Annotated in this window: 20 protein-coding genes; 6 read left to right on the top strand and 14 right to left on the bottom strand. The window is 74.7% G+C overall.

Annotation, left to right across the window (positions count from 1 at the left end):
- Positions 1–13: 13 nt before the first annotated feature.
- On the top strand, positions 14–688 hold the full coding sequence (locus IW256_RS04300; protein WP_197009698.1) for a hypothetical protein: 675 nt from the start codon (positions 14–16) through the stop codon (positions 686–688).
- Here IW256_RS04300 and IW256_RS04295 read toward each other — a convergent pair.
- From IW256_RS04295 to IW256_RS04275, 5 genes are all read right to left on the bottom strand, one after another.
- A complete protein-coding gene (locus IW256_RS04295; protein ID WP_197009697.1) occupies positions 672–2,639 on the bottom strand; it encodes an acetoacetate--CoA ligase in 1,968 nt (655 codons plus the stop codon). The genes IW256_RS04300 and IW256_RS04295 overlap by 17 nt on opposite strands.
- A 109-nt stretch (positions 2,640–2,748) precedes the next feature.
- On the bottom strand, positions 2,749–3,459 hold the full coding sequence (locus IW256_RS04290) for an HAD family hydrolase (protein WP_197009696.1): 711 nt from the start codon (positions 3,457–3,459) through the stop codon (positions 2,749–2,751).
- A gap of 153 nt (positions 3,460–3,612) precedes the next feature.
- Entirely contained in the window at positions 3,613–5,244 is a 1,632-nt protein-coding gene (pruA, locus tag IW256_RS04285) for an L-glutamate gamma-semialdehyde dehydrogenase (RefSeq protein ID WP_197009695.1), read from the bottom strand.
- Positions 5,245–5,282: 38 nt separating this feature from the next.
- A complete protein-coding gene (locus IW256_RS04280; RefSeq protein WP_197009694.1) occupies positions 5,283–5,804 on the bottom strand; it encodes a DUF6912 family protein in 522 nt (173 codons plus the stop codon).
- 30 nt (positions 5,805–5,834) lie between these two features.
- On the bottom strand, positions 5,835–6,485 hold the full coding sequence (locus IW256_RS04275; protein ID WP_197009693.1) for an HAD family hydrolase: 651 nt from the start codon (positions 6,483–6,485) through the stop codon (positions 5,835–5,837).
- Positions 6,486–6,528: 43 nt separating this feature from the next.
- On the opposite strand from IW256_RS04275, the gene IW256_RS04270 reads away from it, so the two are divergent.
- Positions 6,529–7,725, top strand: a complete 1,197-nt coding sequence (locus IW256_RS04270; RefSeq protein WP_197009692.1) for an acyl-CoA dehydrogenase family protein — start codon at positions 6,529–6,531, stop codon at positions 7,723–7,725.
- 116 nt (positions 7,726–7,841) lie between these two features.
- Here the strand turns inward: IW256_RS04270 and IW256_RS04265 are convergent, their stop codons facing one another.
- The gene (locus tag IW256_RS04265; RefSeq protein WP_197009691.1) at positions 7,842–8,738 is read right to left on the bottom strand and encodes an N-acetylmuramic acid 6-phosphate etherase; all 897 of its coding nucleotides are present in this window, start codon (positions 8,736–8,738) and stop codon (positions 7,842–7,844) included.
- The gene (locus tag IW256_RS04260; protein WP_420535443.1) at positions 8,735–9,676 is read right to left on the bottom strand and encodes a MurR/RpiR family transcriptional regulator; all 942 of its coding nucleotides are present in this window, start codon (positions 9,674–9,676) and stop codon (positions 8,735–8,737) included. Before IW256_RS04260 ends, IW256_RS04265 begins: the two co-directional genes overlap by 4 nt.
- A 94-nt stretch (positions 9,677–9,770) precedes the next feature.
- Here IW256_RS04260 and IW256_RS04255 point away from each other — a divergent pair, with 94 nt between their 5' ends.
- The 3 genes from IW256_RS04255 (at position 9,771) to IW256_RS04245 (ending at position 13,374) form a co-directional block, all read left to right on the top strand.
- Positions 9,771–10,991, top strand: a complete 1,221-nt coding sequence (locus tag IW256_RS04255; RefSeq protein WP_307828732.1) for an N-acetylglucosamine kinase — start codon at positions 9,771–9,773, stop codon at positions 10,989–10,991.
- A 106-nt stretch (positions 10,992–11,097) separates the two neighbouring features.
- Positions 11,098–12,747: a glycoside hydrolase family 3 protein gene (locus IW256_RS04250; RefSeq protein WP_197009690.1), complete on the top strand. Its 1,650-nt coding sequence runs from the start codon at positions 11,098–11,100 to the stop codon at positions 12,745–12,747.
- 96 nt (positions 12,748–12,843) lie between these two features.
- On the top strand, positions 12,844–13,374 hold the full coding sequence (locus IW256_RS04245) for a hypothetical protein (RefSeq protein WP_197009689.1): 531 nt from the start codon (positions 12,844–12,846) through the stop codon (positions 13,372–13,374).
- Between the two features lie 117 nt (positions 13,375–13,491).
- On the opposite strand, the gene ptsP is transcribed toward IW256_RS04245, so the two are convergent.
- From ptsP to nagA, 7 genes are read right to left on the bottom strand one after another with little or no spacing between them, the layout of a single operon-like run.
- Positions 13,492–15,177, bottom strand: coding sequence for a phosphoenolpyruvate--protein phosphotransferase (ptsP, locus tag IW256_RS04240; protein ID WP_197016093.1), 1,686 nt, complete (start codon positions 15,175–15,177; stop codon positions 13,492–13,494).
- Between the two features lie 10 nt (positions 15,178–15,187).
- A complete protein-coding gene (locus IW256_RS04235) occupies positions 15,188–15,460 on the bottom strand; it encodes an HPr family phosphocarrier protein (RefSeq protein ID WP_197009688.1) in 273 nt (90 codons plus the stop codon).
- 46 nt (positions 15,461–15,506) lie between these two features.
- The gene (locus IW256_RS04230; protein WP_269218034.1) at positions 15,507–16,160 is read right to left on the bottom strand and encodes an HAD family hydrolase; all 654 of its coding nucleotides are present in this window, start codon (positions 16,158–16,160) and stop codon (positions 15,507–15,509) included.
- Positions 16,157–16,606: a PTS sugar transporter subunit IIA gene (locus IW256_RS04225; protein WP_197009687.1), complete on the bottom strand. Its 450-nt coding sequence runs from the start codon at positions 16,604–16,606 to the stop codon at positions 16,157–16,159. Before IW256_RS04225 ends, IW256_RS04230 begins: the two co-directional genes overlap by 4 nt.
- A gap of 18 nt (positions 16,607–16,624) precedes the next feature.
- Complete coding sequence (locus tag IW256_RS04220; RefSeq protein ID WP_197009686.1) at positions 16,625–16,858, bottom strand: PTS sugar transporter subunit IIB; 234 nt, start codon at positions 16,856–16,858, stop codon at positions 16,625–16,627.
- A 34-nt stretch (positions 16,859–16,892) separates the two neighbouring features.
- On the bottom strand, positions 16,893–17,942 hold the full coding sequence (locus tag IW256_RS04215) for an SIS domain-containing protein (protein WP_197009685.1): 1,050 nt from the start codon (positions 17,940–17,942) through the stop codon (positions 16,893–16,895).
- The gene (nagA, locus tag IW256_RS04210; protein WP_197009684.1) at positions 17,935–19,101 is read right to left on the bottom strand and encodes an N-acetylglucosamine-6-phosphate deacetylase; all 1,167 of its coding nucleotides are present in this window, start codon (positions 19,099–19,101) and stop codon (positions 17,935–17,937) included. The genes IW256_RS04215 and nagA overlap by 8 nt, the downstream gene beginning before the upstream one ends.
- Positions 19,102–19,488: 387 nt before the next feature.
- Between nagA and IW256_RS04205 the strand changes: the two genes are divergently transcribed.
- Positions 19,489–20,229 (top strand): GntR family transcriptional regulator, encoded by a 741-nt coding sequence (locus IW256_RS04205; protein WP_197009683.1) that lies wholly within the window; start codon positions 19,489–19,491, stop codon positions 20,227–20,229.

Below are 20,229 nucleotides of genomic sequence, written 5' to 3'. Positions count from 1 at the left end.
CGACAATGGACCCATGAACACCGTGGAGGGGCGCCGCGCCTACACCCGGGCCGACCTGATGGACCTGTACGGCCTGGGGCTCAGCACGCTGGAGAAGTGGTATCGCGAACGGTCCGCCAACGGCCACCCCGAGGCCGCGGGCACGGTCGGCGGCCGGCTCGCCTGGGACGCCGAGACCTGGGACCGCTGGTACGCGGCGCGCCGTACACCCTCCGAGGTGCCGTCCGGGCTGCTCACCCGGGACGAGCTGGCCGCGGAGCACGGCCTGAGCCGGCACGCCCTGAAGAGGCTCTGGGCGGAACGCGCCGCCAACGGCCACCCCGACGCCGCCCACCGGTCGGGCAAGGCCCTCTACTGGGACGGGCGGGAATGGGCCGCCTGGTACGCGTCGTACCGGCGCGGGCAGGACCGCGAACGGGACGCGCGGCAGGCCGGCGAGGGCGATCCGGACGAGCTGATCACCCTCGCCGACGCCGCCCGGCTGCTCGGCCTGGCCCCGACCAGCGTCACCGTCTACCCGAAACGGCCGCCCGCCGGCTGGCCCGAGCCCGCCCGGACCGAGCCGCTGGGCGGCGGCCGGGTCAGGCGCCTCTACCGGCGCGGCGACATCCTGGAGTACGCCCGCCGCTCGGCCGGCCGTACCCCAGGCCGGGCCGGCCGGGACGGAACGCTCAGGACGACGGAATGAAGTGGTCCAGGACGTCGGGGTCGGCCAGCGAGTCGCGGTTGGCCGCCCGCTCCACCGGGGTGCCCTGCAGGATCTTGCGGACCGGGACCTCCAGCTTCTTGCCCGACAGTGTCCGGGGGATGCCCGGGACCTCGTTGATCTCGTCGGGCACGTGCCGCGGCGACAGCGCCGACCGGATCCGGCGCCGCAGCTCGCCGACCAGTTCCTCGGTCAGCTCCGCGCCCTCGGCGGGCTGGACGTACAGGATGAGGCGGCCCTCCTGCCCGAGCCGCCCGGTGTCGATGACCAGGCTGTCGGCGATCTCGGGGAACGCCTCGACCACGCGGTAGAAGTCGGCGGTGCCCATCCGGACGCCGCCGCGGTTGAGGGTGGAGTCGGACCGGCCGTAGATCACGCAGCCGCCGTCCGGCCGGACCTTGATCCAGTCGCCGTGCCGCCACACGCCGGGGTACATCTCGAAGTACGACTCGCGGTAGCGCTCGCCGTCCGGGTCGTTCCAGAAGAACACCGGCATCGAGGGCATGGGCTCGGTGATGACCAGCTCGCCGACCTCGTCGATGACGGGCCGGCCGTCGTCGCCGAACGACTCCACCTTGGCGCCCAGGCCGCGGCACTGCAGCACACCCGCGTACAGCGGCAGCAGCGGTGTGGGCCCCACGAACCCGGTGCACAGGTCGGTGCCGCCCGCGAACGAGCCCAGCAGCAGGTCCTTGCCGACCGCCTCGTACACCCAGGCGAAGCCCTCGGGCGGCAGCGGCGACCCGGTGGAGCCGATGCCGCGCAGGCCGGACAGGTCGTACTCCTCGCCGGGACGCTGACCGTCCTTGGCGCAGGCGGTGATGTACGGGGCGCCCACGCCCATGTAGGTGACCCCGGTCTCGGCCGCCAGCTTCCACAGGTCGGCGGGCGCGCCGTCGTACAGGACGATGGTGGATCCCACCAGCAGCCCGCCGACGAGGTAGTTCCACATCATCCAGCCGGTGGTGGTGTACCAGAAGAACACGTCGTCCGGGCCGAGGTCCTGGTGGAACGACAGGGCCTTGAGGTGTTCGAGGACCACGCCGCCGTGGCCGTGCACGATCGGCTTGGGCAGCCCGGTGGTGCCGGAGGAGTACACCACCCACAGGGGGTGGTCGAACGGGACGTCCTCGAACTCCAGCGTGTCGTGCCCGGACGCGGGCAGGTCGGCGTACCGCACGCCCACGCGCAGGCCGTCGGGGGTCGCGGCCGGGTCGAGGTAGGGGATGAGGACGGTGGCGGCCAGGGTGGGCAGCGCGGCCTCGATCTCGCCGACGATCTCGCGCCGGTCGAAGCGTTTGCCGTTGTAGGCGTAGCCGTCGACCGCGATCATGACCTTGGGCTCGATCTGGCAGAACCGGTCGATGACCGAGGACGAGCCGAAGTCGGGCGAGCACGACGACCAGATCGCGCCCAGCGAGGCGGTGGCCAGGAAGCAGATCAGCGCCTCGGGGATGCTGGGCACGTACGCCACCACGCGGTCGCCCTTGCCGACGCCCAGGGCGGCCAGCCCGGCGCGGACCTCCGCCACGTGCAGGCACAGCTCGCGGCCGGTGAGCACCCGGTGGCCGCCGGCCTCGGAGCGGAAGACCACCGCGGGCCGGTCGGGATCGGCGGCGGCCCGGCGCAGGGCGTTGGCGGCGTAGTTGACGGTCGCGCCGGGGAACCACGTCAGCCCGTCGACGGGGGTCGGGCCGCCCTCGCGCACGGGCCCGCCGCCCCGCTCGCCGACGACCTCGAAGTAGGACCAGATCGCGTCCCAGAACGCGTCGATCTCGGTGACCGACCAGCGCCACAGTTCGTCGTACGACCCGGCGGGCACGCCGCGCTCCGCCAGCCATCGCGCGAAGCCGGTCACCCGCGCGCGGGCGACGGCCTCCTCCGACGGCTCCCACAACAGGGCGCCCTCCGCGACCTCGTGGTCACGCGACATCTCGCTCCCTCCGCCCACTGCCCGGTACGTCCCCAGCATCCGTCCGGCCGGGTGACCTGCGCAACATCACCGATCCTGGCAGACGCGCACGGGCCCGGGCCGGGCGGGGTCAGCGGCCGGTCAGCTCCAGGACGGCGCGGAGCACGGCGTCGGTGTCGGCAAGGGTGGACAGCACGACGTCGGCGCCGGCGGCGCGCAACTCGGCCTCGGTCGCGCTGCCGGACGCCACCGCGATGATCGGGGACCTGGCGATGCGCGCGGCCTGCACGTCGCGCGGGGAGTCGGCGACGAACACGGTGGCCGCCTCGGTGTAGCGGACGCCGTGCTTGTCGCCGGCGCGGCCGCGCGCAACCTCCAGCAGCGCCGCCTTGCTGTAGACGCCGTTCTCGTAGCCGCCGACCTCCAGGTCGAGCCCCCCGGCCAGGCCCAGCTCGGTCACCTTGAGGACGGCGTTGGGCTCGATGGAGCCGGTCAGCACCGACTGGGCGGTGTCGGGCAGGCGGGCCAGCGCGGCGATCGCCTCGCGGGCCCCGGCCAGCACCCGGCCGTGCGCCTTGAGGTCGGCGCGGTGCGCGGCGAACGACTCGGCCAGCGCGGCCATGAAGGCGGGCAGGTGGTCGTCGGTGGTGACCACGTCGTTGAACGCCAGCGTCTCGAAGATGATCTCCGACTCGGTCCGGCCCGGGGTGGGCGGCAGCCGGACCAGCGGGCGCCCGCAGGTCCGCTGGAACGCCTCGGCGTAGGCCATCCGGGTGATCCGTCCGACGTCCACGAGCGTGTGATCGATGTTCCACAGCACCAGACGGTTCAGCGTCGTCATCCCGTTCCCATGCGCGTTCGGAGGCGCCCCGCGGCACCGGTCCCGCCCGCACGTGGCCGATGCGGGCGGACATATCGTCGATCCTGCCGCCCCTTTCCCGCAACCGGGCGGGACGCCACCGGAGGGTGGCCGGAGGGCGTACCCCGGGTGGCCTCAGGGCCCCATGTGGGGATAGCGGTGATCGGTCGGCGGGACGAACGTCTCCTTGATCACTCGCATGCTCGTCCAGCGGGTCAGGTTGGCCATCGACCCGGCCTTGTCGTTGGTCCCGCTGGCGCGGGCGCCGCCGAACGGCTGCTGCCCGACGATCGAGCCGGTGGGCTTGTCGTTGACGTAGAAGTTGCCGGCGGCGAAGCGCAGCCGCTCGGTCGCCGCGGCGATCGCGGCCCGGTCGCGGGCGACGATCGCGCCGGTCAGGGCGTACGGGGCGACGCCCTCCATCTGGTCCAGCATCGCGTCGTAGTCGCCGTCGTCGTAGACGTGCACGCCGACGATCGGGCCGAAGTACTCCTTGACGAAGATCTCGTCCTCGGGGTCGGCGGACTCCAGCACGGTCGGCCGTACGAAGTAGCCCGTGGAGTCGTCCAGCGTGCCGCCCGCCAGGACGGTCAGCGTCCCGGTGGCGCGGGCGCGTTCCAGCGCGGCCCGGTGCTTGGCGAACGCGCGCTCGTCGATCACCGCGCCCATGAACAGCGACAGGTCCTGGGCGACGTCCCCCATCGTCAGCGCCTCGACCTCGTCGAGGAAGCCGTCGCGCATCCGGGTCCACAGGGAGCGCGGGACGTAGGCGCGGGACGCGGCCGAGCACTTCTGCCCCTGGTACTCGAAGGCGCCCCTGATCAGCGCGGTCGTCAGGACGGCGGGGTCGGCCGAGGGGTGCGCGACGACGAAGTCCTTGCCTCCGGTCTCGCCGACCAGGCGCGGGTAGCCCCGGTATCCGGCGATGTTCTCGCCGACCGTCCGCCACAGGTGCTGGAAGGTGGCGGTGCTGCCGGTGAAGTGGATCCCGGCCAGGTCCGGATGGGTCACCGCCTCCTCGGAGACGGCCCGGCCGTTGCCGGTGACCATGTTGATCACGCCGGGGGGCAGCCCGGCCTCCTCCAGCAGCCGCATGGTGTGGTGCGCCGCCAGCTGCTGGGTGGGCGACGGCTTCCAGATCACCACGTTGCCCATCAGCGCCGGCGCGGTCGGCAGGTTCCCGGCGATCGCGGTGAAGTTGAACGGGGTGATGGCCACCACGAAGCCCTCCAGGGGCCGGTGGTCCATCCGGTTCCACACGCCGGGCGAGGAGAGCGGCTGCTCGGCCAGCAGCCGGCGCGCGTAGTGCACGTTGAACCGCCAGAAGTCGATCAGCTCGCAGGCGGCGTCGATCTCCGCCTGCTGGACCGACTTGGACTGGCCGAGGACGGTGGCGGCGTTGATCGTGGCCCGCCACGGGCCGGCGAGGAGGTCGGCGGCGCGCAGCAGGATGGCGGCGCGGTCCTCGAACGGCATCGCCCGCCAGCCGGGGGCCGCGGCCCGGGCGGCCTCGATCGCCGCGCGGACGTCGGCGCCGGTGGCGTCGCCCATCCGGCCGAGGACGCGCCGGTGGTCGTGCGGCTGGACGACGTCGATGAGGGGGCCGCCGCCGAGCCGCCGCTCGCCTCCGATGGTCATGGTGAGCTCGGCCGGGCCGTCCGCCAGCTCCTTGATCCGCGCCTCCAGCGCGGCCCGCTCGGGGCTGCCGGGCGCGTGGGCCTTGACGGGTTCGTTGGCCGGTACGGGGACGGTGGTCACGGCGTCCATGCCCCAGCCCTACCCATCACGGGTCGTGCGATGCCGGGTCAGGCGAGGAGGTCGCCCAGCTCCTGGGTCGCGTACCACATCAGCTCGTGGCCCTCGGCGCCCTCGACGGTGAAGAGCGCGTCGTCGTCGCCCGCGCGGGCGGCGGGCAGCGCCCGTACGGCGGCCCGGACGTCGTCGGCGGCCTCGGGGTCGTCGACATGGGCGGAGGCGATCCGGCGCCAGGGGATCGCGGCGGTCACCTGGACCAGGGCGCGGGTGTCCTCGCCGGGTCCGCCGGAGCCGCCGGAGCCGGGAGGGGCCGGACGGGCGGCCTGGTCGGGCACCTCCGCGGCCAGCACGACCCGGCGGGGCGGGGCCTCGGGGTCTTCGGCCAGCAGCCGCAGCGAGGCGCGGGCCGCGGCGGTCATGGCCGCGTACTCCAGTTCCTCGATGTCGCCGCCGGCGTACCACTCGCGCAGCGCGGGCGTGACGGCGTAGGCCGCCAGCGGGGCGGGACCGGCCTCCCGCGCCGCGTGGACGCGGGCCAGGGCGGTGAGCGTGGACGGGACGTAGACGCGCATGACGATCCGCAAGTCTGCCAGATCGGCGGGTCAGATCCGCAGACCCAGGCCGCGCAGCTCCTCCAGGGTGGTGCCGGTGCCGGTGTGGTGGACGGCCCGCATGCCCACCGCCCGGGCCGCCTCGACGTTGTACTCGATGTCGTCGATGAAGACGCACTCGGCGGCGGGCAGGCCCATCAGCTCGACGGTGTGCCGGAAGATCCGCTCGTCGGGCTTGCGCATCCCGACCTCGCAGGAGATCACCACGGTGTCGAAGAGGCCGTCGAAGAGGTGGCGGGGGTACTCGTTGCCCCAGGAGTTGGACAGCAGCGCGGTCCGGGTGCCCGCGGCGCGGACGGCGCGCAGCGCGTCGTACATCTCCTCGACCGGGTGGAACGCCTCGAACATCCGGGCGATCAGGCCCTCGGCGGGCACCGGGCCGCCGTCCACGGTCCGCAGCTCGGCGGCCAGCAGCCGCTCGAACTCGGCCGGGTCGAGCGTGCCGTCCTCCAGCCCGTGGATCGGGTTGGAGTCCTGGCCGTCGTAGGCCCGCAGCCAGGCGCGCATCACCGTGCGGTAGCCGTCGGCGTCGATCCGCTCGGCGGCGAGCCAGACATCGGTCGCCTCTCTCAGGGGGGAGGTCAGGACGCCGCCCCAGTCCGTGATGACCGCTTTGACGTTCACGGGCCGATGGTAGGCCATCCCGGGCGAAGCGGCCGAACGCCGTTCTGTCACACTGGCGGCCATGGACTTCGAACTCAGCCCGAAGGCGCGGGACTACCAGGCGAGACTGCTGGAGTTCATGGAGGAGCACGTGTACCCGGCCGAGCCGGTCTACACGGCCTGGCGGGCGGAGAACGACCCGCACGCCCTTCCGCCCGTCGTGGAGGAGCTCAAGGCGAAGGCGCGCGAGCGCGGGCTGTGGAACCTCTTCCTGCCCGAGATCTCCGGCCTGTCGAACCTGGAGTACGCGCCCCTGGCCGAGCTGACCGGCCGCTCCCCCGACCTGGCTCCCGAGGCGGTCAACTGCGCCGCCCCGGACACCGGGAACATGGAGGTGCTGCACATGTTCGGCACCGAGGAGCAGAAGAAGCGGTGGCTGGAACCGCTGCTGGACGGCAGGATCCGGTCGGCGTTCGCGATGACCGAGCCGGACGTGGCCTCCTCGGACGCCACCAACATCACCACCTCGATCGTCCGGGACGGCGACGAGTACGTGATCAACGGCCGCAAGTGGTGGATCACCGGCGCCGCCGACGAGCGCTGCAAGATCTTCATCGTGATGGGCAAGACCGATCCGGACGGCCCGGCGCACCGGCAGCAGTCCCAGGTGCTGGTGCCCCGGGACGCCCCCGGGCTGACGATCGTCCGGCACCTGCCCGTCTTCGGCTACCAGGACCAGCACGGCCACTCCGAGCTGCGCCTGGAGAACGTGCGGGTCCCGGTGTCCAACCTGATCGCGGGCGAGGGCGACGGGTTCATGATCGCGCAGGCCCGGCTGGGCCCCGGCCGCATCCACCACTGCATGCGGGCCCTGGGCATGGCCGAGCGCGCCCTGGAGCTGATGTGCCGCCGGGCGGCCGGGCGGGTGGCGTTCGGCAGGCCGCTGGCGAGCCAGGGCGTGGTGCGGGAGCAGATCGCCGAGTCGCGGATGGCGATCGAGCAGGCCCGGCTGATGACGCTCAAGACCGCCTGGCTGATCGACCGGCACGGCGCCAAGGGCGCCCGCACCGAGATCGCCGCGATCAAGGTGATCGTCCCGCGGATCGCGCACGAGGTGCTGGACCGCGCGATCCAGGTGCACGGCGGCGCGGGGGTCAGCGACGACACCCCGCTGGCCGCGATGTACGCCTGGGTCCGCGCCATGCGCCTGTTCGACGGCCCGGACGAGGTCCACGTCCGTACCGTCGCGCGCCAGGAGCTGCGGCCCTACCTCACCTGACCGGGAGCGCGGCCTGCCGCGGGGTCAGGTCGCGGGACCCGGCCCTGGGGGCCGGCGTGGGGGCACGGAACGCCCGGATCGTTCCGGGCGTTCCCCCCTGGGCGCGTGCCCCTCCGTCAGGCCGATCTCAGCCGTTGCAGCGCCTCCCGGACTCCGCCGTCGGTCTCCTCCAGCACCATCGTCGCGCGCGCGGCCGGAACCTCGCCGAGCAGCGAGACCAGCGCCACCCGCGTGTCCCCTCCGGCCTCGACCAGCGCGTTCTCACAGGTCAGCGGGTCCATCCCGGTGGCCTCGGTGAGGATGCGCACCAGCCGGGCGCGCAGCTTGGCGTTGAGCGCGTTCAGGCTGACCATCAGGTTGGAGTAGGTACGGCCCATCCTGATCATCAGTGTGGTGGAGAAGGAGTTGAGCACCAGCTTGGTGGCGGTGCCGGCCTTCATCCGGGTGGAGCCGCTGATCACCTCGGGCCCGGTGGCCAGGGCGATGTGCACCTCGACCTCGTCGCCGTACGGCGTGTGCGGGTTGCAGCTGATCAGCGCGGTCCGCGCGCCGGCCGCGGCGGACGCCCGCAGCGCCGCCAGCACGTACGGGGTGCGGCCGCTGGCGGCGATCCCGATCGCGATGTCGCCGGCGGCGACCTCGGCCGCGTCCCGGGCGCCCAGCTCGGTGTCGTCCTCCACGTCCGAGACGGCCTGCGACAGGGCGCCGAAGCCGCCGGCGTTGTGCGCCACCACCCGGCCCCAGATGCCGAACGTGGGCGGCAGCTCCGCCGCGTCCAGCACCGCCAGGCGGCCGGAGGTCCCGGCGCCGAAGTAGTGCACCCGGCCGCCGCCGCGCAGCGAGGCGACCGCCAGGTCGACCAGGCGCGCGATCTCCGGCAGCACGGACGCGACCACCAGCGGCACCGTGGCGTCCTCGGCGTTGATGCGGCGCAGTACTTCCAGGGTGGGCAGCGTGTCGACGTCGAGGGTGCGCGGGTTGCGCCCCTCCGTGGGCAGGTCGCAGTCGATCACCGACGCCTCCGGTCGGGTCGTACGGTCCGGCCGCGGACGGCCTCGAACGTGGCCTCCAGGGCCTTGCGGGTGGTTCCGAACGTGCGCTGGGCCACGCCGACGAACACGCAGTCGACCACGGTCAGCTGCGCCAGCCGGCTGGCGGTCGCCCCCGAACGGAAGGTGGTCTCCCGGGCCGCCGTGGTGAGCATCAGGTCCGCCACCTCGGCGATGGGAGACTTCGGGAAGTTGGTCAGGGCCACCGTCGTGACGCCCTTGCCCTTGGCCACCTCCAGCGCGTCGATGGTCTCCACCGTCGCGCCCGTGTGCGAGATCCCGATCGCGACGTCGCCCGGTCCCAGCACCGCCGCGCTGGTCAGCATGATGTGCGCGTCCGACCAGGCGGCGCAGACCATGCCGATGCGGTGCAGCTTCTGCTGGAAGTCCAGGGCGACGAAGGCGCTGGCGCCGACCCCGTAGACGTCGACCCGGTCGGCGGCCACGACCGCGTCCACGACCTGTTCCAGCATCTTGATGTCGAGCTGGGATGCGGTCTCCTCGACGGCCCTGGCGTCGGCGAAGGTCACCTTCTCCACGACCTGTTCGAGCGAGTCGTCGGGGCTGATGTCACTGCCGATGATCCGGCCGCCGGTCGCGGTCTGCGCCCGGCCCGCCTCGGTGGCAAGGGTCAGCCGCAGCTCCGGGTAGCCGTGGAACCCGATCGCCCGGCAGAACCGGATGACGGTGGTCTCCGAGGTGCCGCAGGCCTGGGCGAGTTCGGTGATGGTGGAGTTGGCGACCCCTTCGGGATCGTCGATGACGCGTTGCGCGACACGTCGCTCGGCAGGGGGTAGGGAAGGTAGCAGGGAGCGCACCCTGACCACGGTGCTCAGCGGTGTCGCGTCCTTGGTCGTGCTGGTCGGGGCGGCCGGTGAGCCGAGCCCGCCGGCCTCCCCCATGCTCCCCGGCTCCGAGCCGGTGGGTTTCCTCATGGAAGAAAGTTTCTTACTTACGGGATGTCACGTCAACGGTAGAAAAGGCTACGGTCGCCATGTGTTGACCCATTTGGCCGGTCCGTACGTGATCGGCATAGACGCGGGTGGCACGAAGACCCGCTGTGTCGTACTAACGCTCGGGGGAGCCCCGGCCGGTTCCGGAACCGGCCCCGGTGCCAACCCCAACTCCGGGGGCGACACCGCGGGGGCGCTCACCATGGCCCTGCGGGAGGCGCTCGGCGATCTGGACCGTTCCTATGTGATCGGCGGCGTCTTCGGCATCGCCGGGGCCGGCTCGGCGGGACGGCCCGCCGCGGTCGCCGCCGCGCGGAGCGCCTGGAACTCCGCCGGGCTGCGCGGCTCGCCCGCCGTCGTGACCGACATCGCGGTGGCCTTCGCCGCCGGGACCACCGCCCCCAAAGGGATCGTGGTGTTCTCCGGCACCGGCGCGGGCGCCGCGGTGATCAGCGACGGCACGATCGTGCAGCGCGCCGACGGCTACGGCTGGCTGGTCGGCGACGAGGGGTCGGCCGTCTGGCTGGGAAGGGAGGCGGTGCGCGCGGCCCTGGCGGCCTACGACGGCCGCGGCTCCCCCACCCTGCTGACCGAGTCGGTGCCGCGGGCGCTGCTCGGCGCGGCGGTGGTCACCGAGATCGAAGCCGCCCGGCGGCGCCCGCGGCATTCCCCCGCCCTGGCGCTGGGCGGGCCGTCGGGTTCTCCCGGTCACGGCGTCTCCCCGCTCGGCGCCGGTCCGCGCCCCTTCGCCGCCCCTGCCGCCGTCCCCGTTCCCGCGCCCTCGCCCGTCCCCCGCCTCGCGCGCGGAACGGGAACCGCGGTCCTGCTCGCCGGGCAGCAGGACCCGTCCGGGGACGGCCCGCTCGGGCGGGCGCCGGATCCCCGGCCGCCGGTGCCCCGGCCCGACCCGCAGCTCGCCCAGGCGATCATCAAGGAGGTGTACGGCCGGCCGCCCGCGGCGCTGGGCCGGCTCGGGCCGGTCGTGGCCGCCGCCGCGGCGGCGGGCGACCCGGTGGCCCGGCGCATCACCGAGGAGGCCGCCGAATGGCTGCTGCGGGACGTCGACGCGGTGCGGCCGGCGCTCAACGACCCCTGCGCGCCGGTGGTCATGCACGGCTCGGTGCTGCGGGACGGCCCGGTGGCCGACGCCGTGCGGGCCGGGCTGCGCGACCGTTTCGCCGCCGAACCCCGCCGGGCCGGTGACGGCGCCGTCGGCGCCGCCGCGCTCGCGCTGCGCAGGCTCGGCCACCCGCCGCCCTGCTGAGCCCCCGCCCTGCCGACCCGGAGTCGACAGCGCGGCGAGGACCCGTTAACGTCGCCGGATCGGATCACGAGCGAGTAACAGCGACCATGTCGGGGGGCTGGTCCGGGTGCGCGTCCCACGTTCGATCACGCTCGCCGCGCTGGCCGCGGTCACCGTGCCGCTGGCCGGCTGCGGCGGCGGCGCCACGGCCGACCGGGGCCGTCCCTCCGGCGGCCCCGGCTCACCCGCCGCGTCCCCCTCCGCCCAGGCCGCGGCGCGGGAGGCGTGGATCCCCGGGTACGTCGCCAGGATGAGCCTGGAGGAGAAGGTCGGGCAGCTCTTCGTGCCGAGCTTCGCCGGCACGGACGAGGCCGAGGCGATGATCCGGCGCTACCACGTGGGCGGCCTCATCTACTTCCCGAACAACCTCGGCGGCGGGCCCGCGGGCACCGCCCGGCGGTCCAACGCGCTGCAGAAGGCGTCCAAGCTCCCCCTGCTGATCGGCGTGGACGAGGAGCAGGGGCTGGTGACCCGGACGCCGTTCGTCACCCGCTTCCCGGGGAACATGGCGCTGGGCGCCACCGGGCGTCCCGAGGACGCCCGCGCCGCCGCCCAGGTCACCGGCACCGAGCTGCGCGCCGTCGGGATCAACCAGAACTACGCCCCGGTCGCCGACGTGAACGTCGACCCGGCCAACCCGGTGATCGGCGTCCGCTCGTTCGGCTCCGACCCCGCGGCGGTGGCGCGGATGCTGACCGCGGCGATCGACGGCTACCGGTCCGCGGGGGTGGCGGCCACCGCCAAGCACTTCCCCGGGCACGGCGACACCGACACCGACAGCCACACCGGCCTGCCGGTGATCACGCACACCCGGGCCGAGTGGGAACGGCTGGACATGCCGCCGTTCAAGGCCGCGGTCGACGCCGGGGTGGACGCCGTCATGTCGGCGCACATCGTCGTGCCCGGCCTCGACCGGTCCGGCGACCCGGCCACGCTCTCGCGCGCCGTGCTGACCGGGCTGCTGCGCGAGCGGCTCGGCCACCAGGGCCTGATCGTCACCGACTCGCTGCGGATGGCCGGGGCGCGCGAGAAGTACGGCGACGCCGCCACCCCGGTACGGGCGATCAACGCGGGCGCCGACCAGCTCCTCATGCCGCCGCGGCTCTCGACCGCCTACCGGGCGGTGCTGCGGGCCGCGCGCAGCGGGGAGATCCCCCGGCGGCGGCTCGACGACGCGGTCGGCAGGATCCTGCGGCTCAAGGAACGGCGCGGGCTGTTCCGCGGCACCGCCGCCGATCCCGCGCGCGCGGAGGCGGTGGTGGGGGCGTCCGGGCACAGGGCCGTCGCCCGGCAGGTCGCCGAGCACGCGATCACCCTCGTCCGCGACGACCGCGGGCTGCTGCCGCTGAAGGGCAGGACGGTCCACGTCTCCGGTCCCCGGGCCGCCGCCCTGGCCGCGGCGCTGCGCGCACAGGGGGTCGGGATCGCGGCGTCCCCGGCCCGGGCCGACGTCGCCGTCCTGACCACGCTCGACGCCGGGACGGCGACCGCGGCGCGGATCCGCGCCCTGGGCACCAGGCCGGTGGTCGTGGCGGCGCTGGGCCGTCCCTACGACCTCGACCACGCGGCGAGGGCCGCCGCGACCCTGGCCGCCTACTCCTCGGGCCCGGCCGCCGTCGCCGCCCTGGCGAAGGTCATGGCGGGCACCGTCAAGCCCGCCGGCCGGCTGCCGGTACGGGCGGGCGGGCGGCAACCCGGGCACGGCCTCTCGTACTAAGCGGCTGCGCGGCCCGCCGGTACGGGGGTGTGGACGGCGCCTCCGGAGCCTGGGAGGATCCGCGACGGCCGCACCTACGTCTCCCGGGAGGTCTCCGTGGGTCCCCGCTCCGCCGTCCGTCCCGCCGCCCGCCGGCCGTCCGCGCGGTTCCGCGCGGCGGCGCTGGCCGTGCTCCTCGGCACGGCGCTCGGCGGGTGCGGCGGCGAGGAGGAGATCACCATGCCCCCGCTGACGCCGGAGCCCGGCGACGAGCGGCCGGGCACGGTGGCCGCCGCCGCGCCGACGCGCGCGGCCCGGGTGGTGCTCTACAAGTACCTGCGCGGGGTCGCGGCGGGTGACGCCGGCGCCTGCGCGCACCTGGCACCGGCCTACGAGCGCGCCACGTTCGGCGGGGTGGGCGCCTGCCGTACGGGACTGGCCCGGGCCAGGAGCGCGCTGCGGCCCCAGGACCTGACCGCCCTGCGCGGAGTGACGGTGCCCACCGCCACGGCCGGCCCCGAGGACGGCGAGGTCACCGTCCAGTTCGAGGAGCTGCGGTGGAAGACCGCGCCGGCCCGTCCCGGCGGCGTCCTCGCGTCGAGCTTCACCCTGCGGCGGAGCGGGGGCCGCTGGCTGGTCACCGCCTGAACGCGCCGTACGATCCGGTCACCTGGTTCCCCGGCCGCCCGGAACCTCCCGGGAGGCGGTGAACCGGGAGTGGGCGGCGAGGCCACCACCGCGCCGGGTGGCCTCACCGCCTCGTTGCTACAGGCCCAGCTCCGCCAGCGCCGGCAGCATCTCGCGCGCGGCGGTGCGCGCCTGCCCGGCCGTACGGGCCGAACGCGCCGCCTCGGCGGCCCGGCGGCATTCCTCCAGGGTGTGGCGCGACAGCGCGGCCCGCACCAGCGGCAGGGACGGCGCGCTCATCGACAGCGACGTCACGCCCAGCCCGGCCAGCACGCACGCCAGGGCCGGATCGCCGGCCGCCTCGCCGCAGACCCCGCAGCCCTTGCCCGCCTCGGCGGCGGGCCCCGCGGTCATCGCCACCAGGTCCAGCACCGCGGGCGTCCAGGGGTCCTGGAACCCCGCCAGCCCGCCGATCTGCCGGTCGGCGGCGCAGGCGTACTGGGTCAGGTCGTTGGTGCCGATACTGAAGAACTCCACCTCGGTCACCAGGTCGCGGGCGCGCAGCGCGGCGGCCGGCACCTCGATCATCACGCCCGGCCGGTCGATGCCCGCCGCCCGGCAGGACTCGGCGAAGAACTCCGCCTCCTCGACCCCCGTCACCATCGGCGCCATGACCTCCAGCCTGGCCGGAAGCCCCTCGGCCGCCCTGGCCAGCGCCGCGAGCTGCGCCCGGAGCACCTCCGGGTGGACGCGCGACAGGCGCAGGCCGCGTTCCCCGAGCGCCGGGTTGGGCTCCTCGCCGGGCGGCGGCAGGAACGCCAGCGGCTTGTCGGCGCCGGCGTCCAGGGTCCGCACCACGACACGGCCCTCCGGGAAGGCCCGCAGGACCTCCCGGTAGGCGGCCTCCTGCTCGTCGTCGCCGGGCGGGGTCGACCGGTCGAGGAAGAGGAACTCGGTGCGGTAGAGCCCCACGCCCTCCGCGCCGTTCGCCAGCGCCGCCTCGACGTCGCGCGGCCCGCCGATGTTGGCCAGCAGCGGGATCCGGTGCCCGTCCTTGGTGGCGCCCGGACCGCTGCTCTCCGTCAGCAGCGAGTCGCGGGCCGACGCCACGCCGCGCGCCGCCGCGACCTCCTCCTCGGAGGGGCCGACGCGTACCGTGCCCGCGCCGCCGTCCACCAGCACCGGGGTGCCCTCGGGCAGCTCCGTGGCGCCGGGCAGCGCCACCACGGCGGGCACGCCCATCGTCCGCGCCAGGATCGCGGTGTGGCTGGTCGGGCCGCCCTCCTCGGTGACGAACGCCGCCACCAGGGCGGGGTCGAGCAGCGCGGTGTCGGCCGGCGCCAGGTCCCGCGCGACCAGCACGAACGGCTCGTCGGACTCGGGGACGCCCGGCATCGGCAGGCCGAGCAGCCGGGCGATCGCCCGGTCACGGATGTCGTCCAGGTCGCTCACCCGGGCGGCGAGGTACTCCCCCGCCCCGGCGAGCATCTCGCGGTAGACGCCGAACGCCTCGAACACGGCCCGCGCCGCGGCCGTCCCCCCGTCGATCCGGGTGGACACGGCGTCGGCCAGGCCCGGGTCGCGGGCCATCAGCGCCTGCGCGCCGAGCACCTCCCGGCCTTCCTCGTTGCCGAGTTCGGCGGCCCGCTCGCCGCGGCCCTCCAGGTCGGCGGCGACCGCCTCCAGCGCGTCCTGGGCGGTGGCCTTCTCGGCAGCGGCGTCCCCCGCGTGGCGGGCGCCGGCGGGCGGCTCGGGCACCGAGTCGGCGATGGTCCGGACGGGGCCGGCCCCGATGCCGGGGCTGACCCCGGCGCCCCGCAGCATCTCGGGCAGGTCAGGCACTTTCGGGCTCCGGCCTGCTCAGCAGCGCCTCCAGGCTGTCGAGCAGCTCGTCGGAGCCCTCGCCCTCGGCCGCGATGACGACCTCCTCGCCGTGGCGGGCGTCCAGCCCGAGCACGGCCAGGATGCTCTTGGCGTTGACGGGAGCGCCCCCGCGCTTGGCCACGGTGACGTCCATCGGGGCCTTGGCCGCGGTCTGCACGAACAGCGCGGCCGGCCGGGCGTGCAGGCCCACCTTGGACTCGATCTTGACGTTACGCTCGGTCACAGCTACTCCTCGCAATCCACCCGGCAGGTCCGTCCCGGCGGGGGGTTCAGCCACCGGGCACCCGCAGCGCGGGCCCCGGCAGGACGTGCAGTTCCTTCAGGTCGGCCACCACGTGGTCGGCGGCGGCCAGCGCGGCGGCGGACTGGGTCGTGGTCACGCCGACGCAGGTCATGCCCGCGGCCTTCACCGCGGCCACCCCGGCGGGGGCGTCCTCGAAGCCGACCGCGCGCCCGGGGGCCGTGCCGACCAGGCGGCACGCGGCGAGGAACGCCTCGGGGTGGGGCTTGCCCGCGGTGACGTCGTCGGCGGTCACCACGGCGTCGAACAGCGCGCGGACGCCCAGCTCCTCCAGGAGCCCCTCGGCGTACCCGCGCGTCCCCGAGGTCGCCACGGCCAGCGGGACGCCCGCGTCGCGCAGCGCCCCGACCAGCTCCACCGCGCCCGGGACCGGGCCGACCGGAGGCAGGTCCGGGCCGTGCTCGTACGAGACGACCCGGGCGAACAGCTCCTCCGCCGTCCGCCCGGGGAACAGGTGGATCAGCTCGGCCAGCACCTCCCGGCCGCGCCGCCCGGCGAACGAGGCGATCAGCGCGGGGTCGTGCGGGGCGCCGTGCTCCTCGAACAGCCGCGTCCACAGCATCCGGCTGCGCGGCTCGGTGTCGACGAGGGTGCCGTCCAGGTCGAAGACCGCGGCGGTCAGCTCCAGGTGAACAGCTCCGCCCCCCCATCGACCGCGCCGGACTCCACGACCCCGGCCAGCGCGTCGGCGCCGGCGTCCAGCGCCACCACCGCGGTCACCGGCGACCGGCCGCCCGCCTCGATCACGGCGGGATTCCACCGCACCAGCGGCTGGCCCGCGACCACCGTGTCGCCCTCGGCGGCGAGCAGCTCGAAGCCCTCGCCCTTGAGCTGCACGGTGTCCACGCCCAGGTGGACGAGCACCCCGTGGCCCTCGTCGTCCACCACCACGTACGCGTGCGGATGCAGCTTGACGATCTTGCCGCTCACCGGGGCGAGCGCGGTGCCCGGCTCGCGTTCGGGGTCGATGGCGGTGCCCGGGCCGACCATGGCCTGGGCGAACACGGGGTCCGGCACGCCGGCCAGCCCGACCGCGTGGCCGCGGATCGGGGACAGAACTCGTGTCATTGCTCCGGCCTCCCGGGATCAGTCGAGGATGTCCTCGATGTCGCTGGCGATGGTGTCGGCCTCGGGACCGACCACGACCTGGACGACGCTGCCGCTGCGCATCACGCCGAACGCGCCCGCCGCCTTGAGCGCCGCCTCGTCCACCTTGGCGGCGTCCGAGACCTCGGTGCGCAGCCGGGTGGCGCACGGCTCGATCTCCACGATGTTGCCGGCGCCGCCGAGCGCGGCGAGGATGGCCTCGGCCTTGTCCATGTTCGCTCCAGTGCTTCGGATGAGGGGTCTGCCGTCAGTCGGTCTGGGTGACCTTGTTGAGCCCGCGGGGGACGTCGGGGTCCGCGCCGAGGCGGCGGGCCAGCGCCTCGACCAGGAGCTGCCCCGGCACGATGAGGCCGAGCGGGGCGACCCATTCGGGCAGCGCCGGGCCGGGCAGCGCGCGCGAGCACGCCTCGGCGAGCCCGGTGCCCCCACCGACACCGTACGCGCGGGCACCCGCCCCCCGAACCCGCCGGGCCAGCGCGATCGTCCCGGGAAGGGTCGGCCCGGAGTCGGCCGCCACCAGCAGCGCCGGGGTCCGGTCGTCGACCACGGCGATGGGGCCGTGCAGCAGGTCGGCGTACGACAGGCCCATGGCGTGCAGGTAGCACGCCTCCTTGATCTTCAGTGCCAGCTCCAGCGCGGTGCCGAAGGCGATGCCGCGGCCGGACACGACCGTCCCCTGCACCTCGGCGAGCTCCTCGACGATGGCGGGCAGCTGCTCGGACGCCTCGGTCAGCGCGATCAGCCGGCCCACCTCGTCGGGCACCCGGAGCAGGTCGGCGGGGTCCGCGTCGGCGCCGAGGCCGAGGGCCAGCACCGCCAGCGCGGCGAGCTGGGTGGTGTAGGTCTTGGTCGCCGGGACCGCCAGCTCCTCGCCGGCGTCGGTGACCAGCGCGACCTCGGCGGCCTCGGCCAGCGGCGAGCCCGCGCCGTTGGTGACGGCCACGGTCCGGGCGCCGCAGCGGGCCGCCCAGTCCAGCGTCTCCACGATCTCCTCGGTCTTGCCGGACTGGCTGATCGCCACGGCCAGCACCCCGGACAGGTCGAGATCGCGGCGGTACGCGGTCGCGATGGACGGCGCGGCCAGCGTGCCCAGCCGCCCGGCGCGGGACTCCACCAGGTAGCGGCCGTACACCGCGGCGTTGTCGGAGGAGCCGCGGGCGATGAACAGGACCTGGCGGGTCCCGCCGGCGAGCGCGCCGATCTCGGCGACGCGCGGCAGCAGCGCCCCGATCGTCCGGCGCAGGGCCTCGGGCTGCTCCCCGATCTCCGCGCGCATCCTGCTGGTGGTGCTACTCATGGTCCCCTCCGAAAACGTTCTCCCCGGCGATCCAGGTGGCATGCGCCCGGTGGTCCGGGCCGAGCCACACCAGGTCGGCCGCGGCGCCGGGGGCGATGCGGCCCAGGTCGGGACGGCCGATCAGGTCGGCCGGGACGCGGGTGGCGGCGTCGACCGCGGTGACCGGGTCGACGCCGATGCCGACGGCGTTGGCGATCGCCTCGTCCAGCCGCAGCCCGGATCCGGCGAGGGTGCCGTCGGCGCGCAGCGGCGGGCCGGCCTCGGGCATCCGGATGGGCTGGCCGCCCAGCTCGTAGTCGCCGGGGGGCATCCCGGCGGCGGAGGCGGCGTCGGTGACCAGCACGACCCGTCCGGCCGCGGCCCGGAACACCAGCCGGGCCACCGGCGCGGACACGTGGTGCAGGTCGAGGATGAGGCCGGGGCTCAGCCGGTCGTCGGCCAGCGCCTGGGCGGCGACGCCGGGCGCGCGGTGGTCGATGCCGCTCTGCGCGTTGAAGATGTGGGTGACCTTGCGCGCCCCGGCGTCGGCGGCCGCGGCGACCTGCGCGGCGGTCGCGTCGCTGTGGCCGACGCTGACCAGCACGCCGGCGGCGGTGAGGGTACGGACGGCCTCCAGCGCCCCGTCGCGTTCGGGGGCGAGCGTGACCAGCCTGACCAGCCCGGTCTCCAGCAGCGTGGCGACGGCCTCGGGCGTGGGGTCGGTGAGCCACGCCGCGTTGTGCGCGCCCTTGCGCCGCTCGGTCAGGAAGGGCCCCTCCAGGTGCACGCCGAGGACGCGGCTGCCGCCCGCGGGCAGGCCGGGCAGCAGGTCGCGGGTACGGCGCAGCGCCGCGGCCTGGGCCTCGACCGGCGCGGTGATGAACGTGGGCAGGAACGCGGTCACGCCGGTCTCGGGCAGCCGCCGGACCACGGTGTGCCAGCCGTCCTCGCCGGCGTCCATCATGTCGTACCCGAAGAAGCCGTTGACCTGGAGATCCACCAGGCCGGGGGCGAGCAGGCCGCCGTCCAGGTCGACTCCGGGCTCGCCCGCGGGCCGGCCCTCGCCCACCTCGGCGATCACCCCGTCCTCGATCCTGAGATGACCCGGGGAGAGCACCCGGGACGGGCCGCCGTCCGGGGCGGCGAGCAGGCTGCTCGCGCTGATCAGGAGTGATGCCATGGCGTGCGCGCTCCCTGTGACGCCGGGACCGGGGGCGCCGTCCCGAGGGACGGCCGGCCGGACTGCTGAGGACCTACTGGTCTAGTCCGGACTAGACCAGTAGGCACCCTACTCAAGATTGGACGGAAGCAACAGAGCGGGCGGCGGCCCGGAGGGGCGGCGGAAGGCACGGGACGCCACGGGCCGCGGCGGGGGCACCGGGCGACCCGGCGGACGACATTTCCCAACCCACCCTCGCAAACAGGGTCTGACCTGCATCTTCTTCTGATCTTCGGCCGGTTCCCGGCGGAGGTCGCCGTTATCCATCTGTGCATTGACAGGGCTTCCGGGGCTGTGGTCTAGTCCGGCCTAGACCAGCAGTCGCCACCCCCGGCCACGAGGACGCCCGTGACGACCATCGATCCGCACAGCCCGGTGCCGAAGTACTTCCAGCTCCGGGCCATCCTGCTCGACATGATCGAGGGGGCGGAGCTGCCCGTCGACGCTCCGATCCCCTCCGAGCGCGAGCTGTGCGTGCGCTATGGCCTGTCCAGGATGACCGTGCGGCAGGGCGTCGACCAGCTGGTGTCGGAGGGGCGGCTCTACCGGGTCCCGGGGAAGGGCACCTTCGTCGCCCGCCCCAAGATCGAGATGCCGCTCCGGCTGGTCTCGTTCAGCGAGGACATGCTGTCGCGCGGGATGCGGCCGGGCGCCATGGACCTGGACCGGCGCACCGTGTCCGCCGACGCCCGGCTGGCCCGCATCTTCGAGGTGGAGCAGGGCACCGCGATCCACCTAATCGAACGGCTGCGGACCGCCGACGGCGAGCCGATGGCGCTGGAGCGCTCGCACATCCTCGCCTCGCTCGCCCCCGACCTGCTGGACCGGCGGCTGGCGGACCGCTCCCTGTACGGCGTGCTGGAGGCGGTGTACGGGCTGGTGTTCGACGCCGGCGACCAGACCATCGACGCGGGGCTGGCCGACGCCACCGAGGCCAGGCACCTGCAGATCGCCCGCGGCAGCGCCGTGCTTCTCCTGCGACGCCGCTCCTACTCCGGAGGTGTGTGCGCGGAACTGGGTGTGTCGACCTACCGGGCCGACCGCTACCAGATCCACACGTCCCTTGGTAACCCGCCACCGCGCACGTAG

Origin of the sequence: Actinomadura viridis, assembly GCF_015751755.1 — a bacterium.
Taxonomy (GTDB): Bacteria; Actinomycetota; Actinomycetes; order Streptosporangiales; family Streptosporangiaceae; genus Spirillospora; species Spirillospora viridis.
This window is presented reverse-complemented; position numbering and strand designations above follow the sequence as displayed.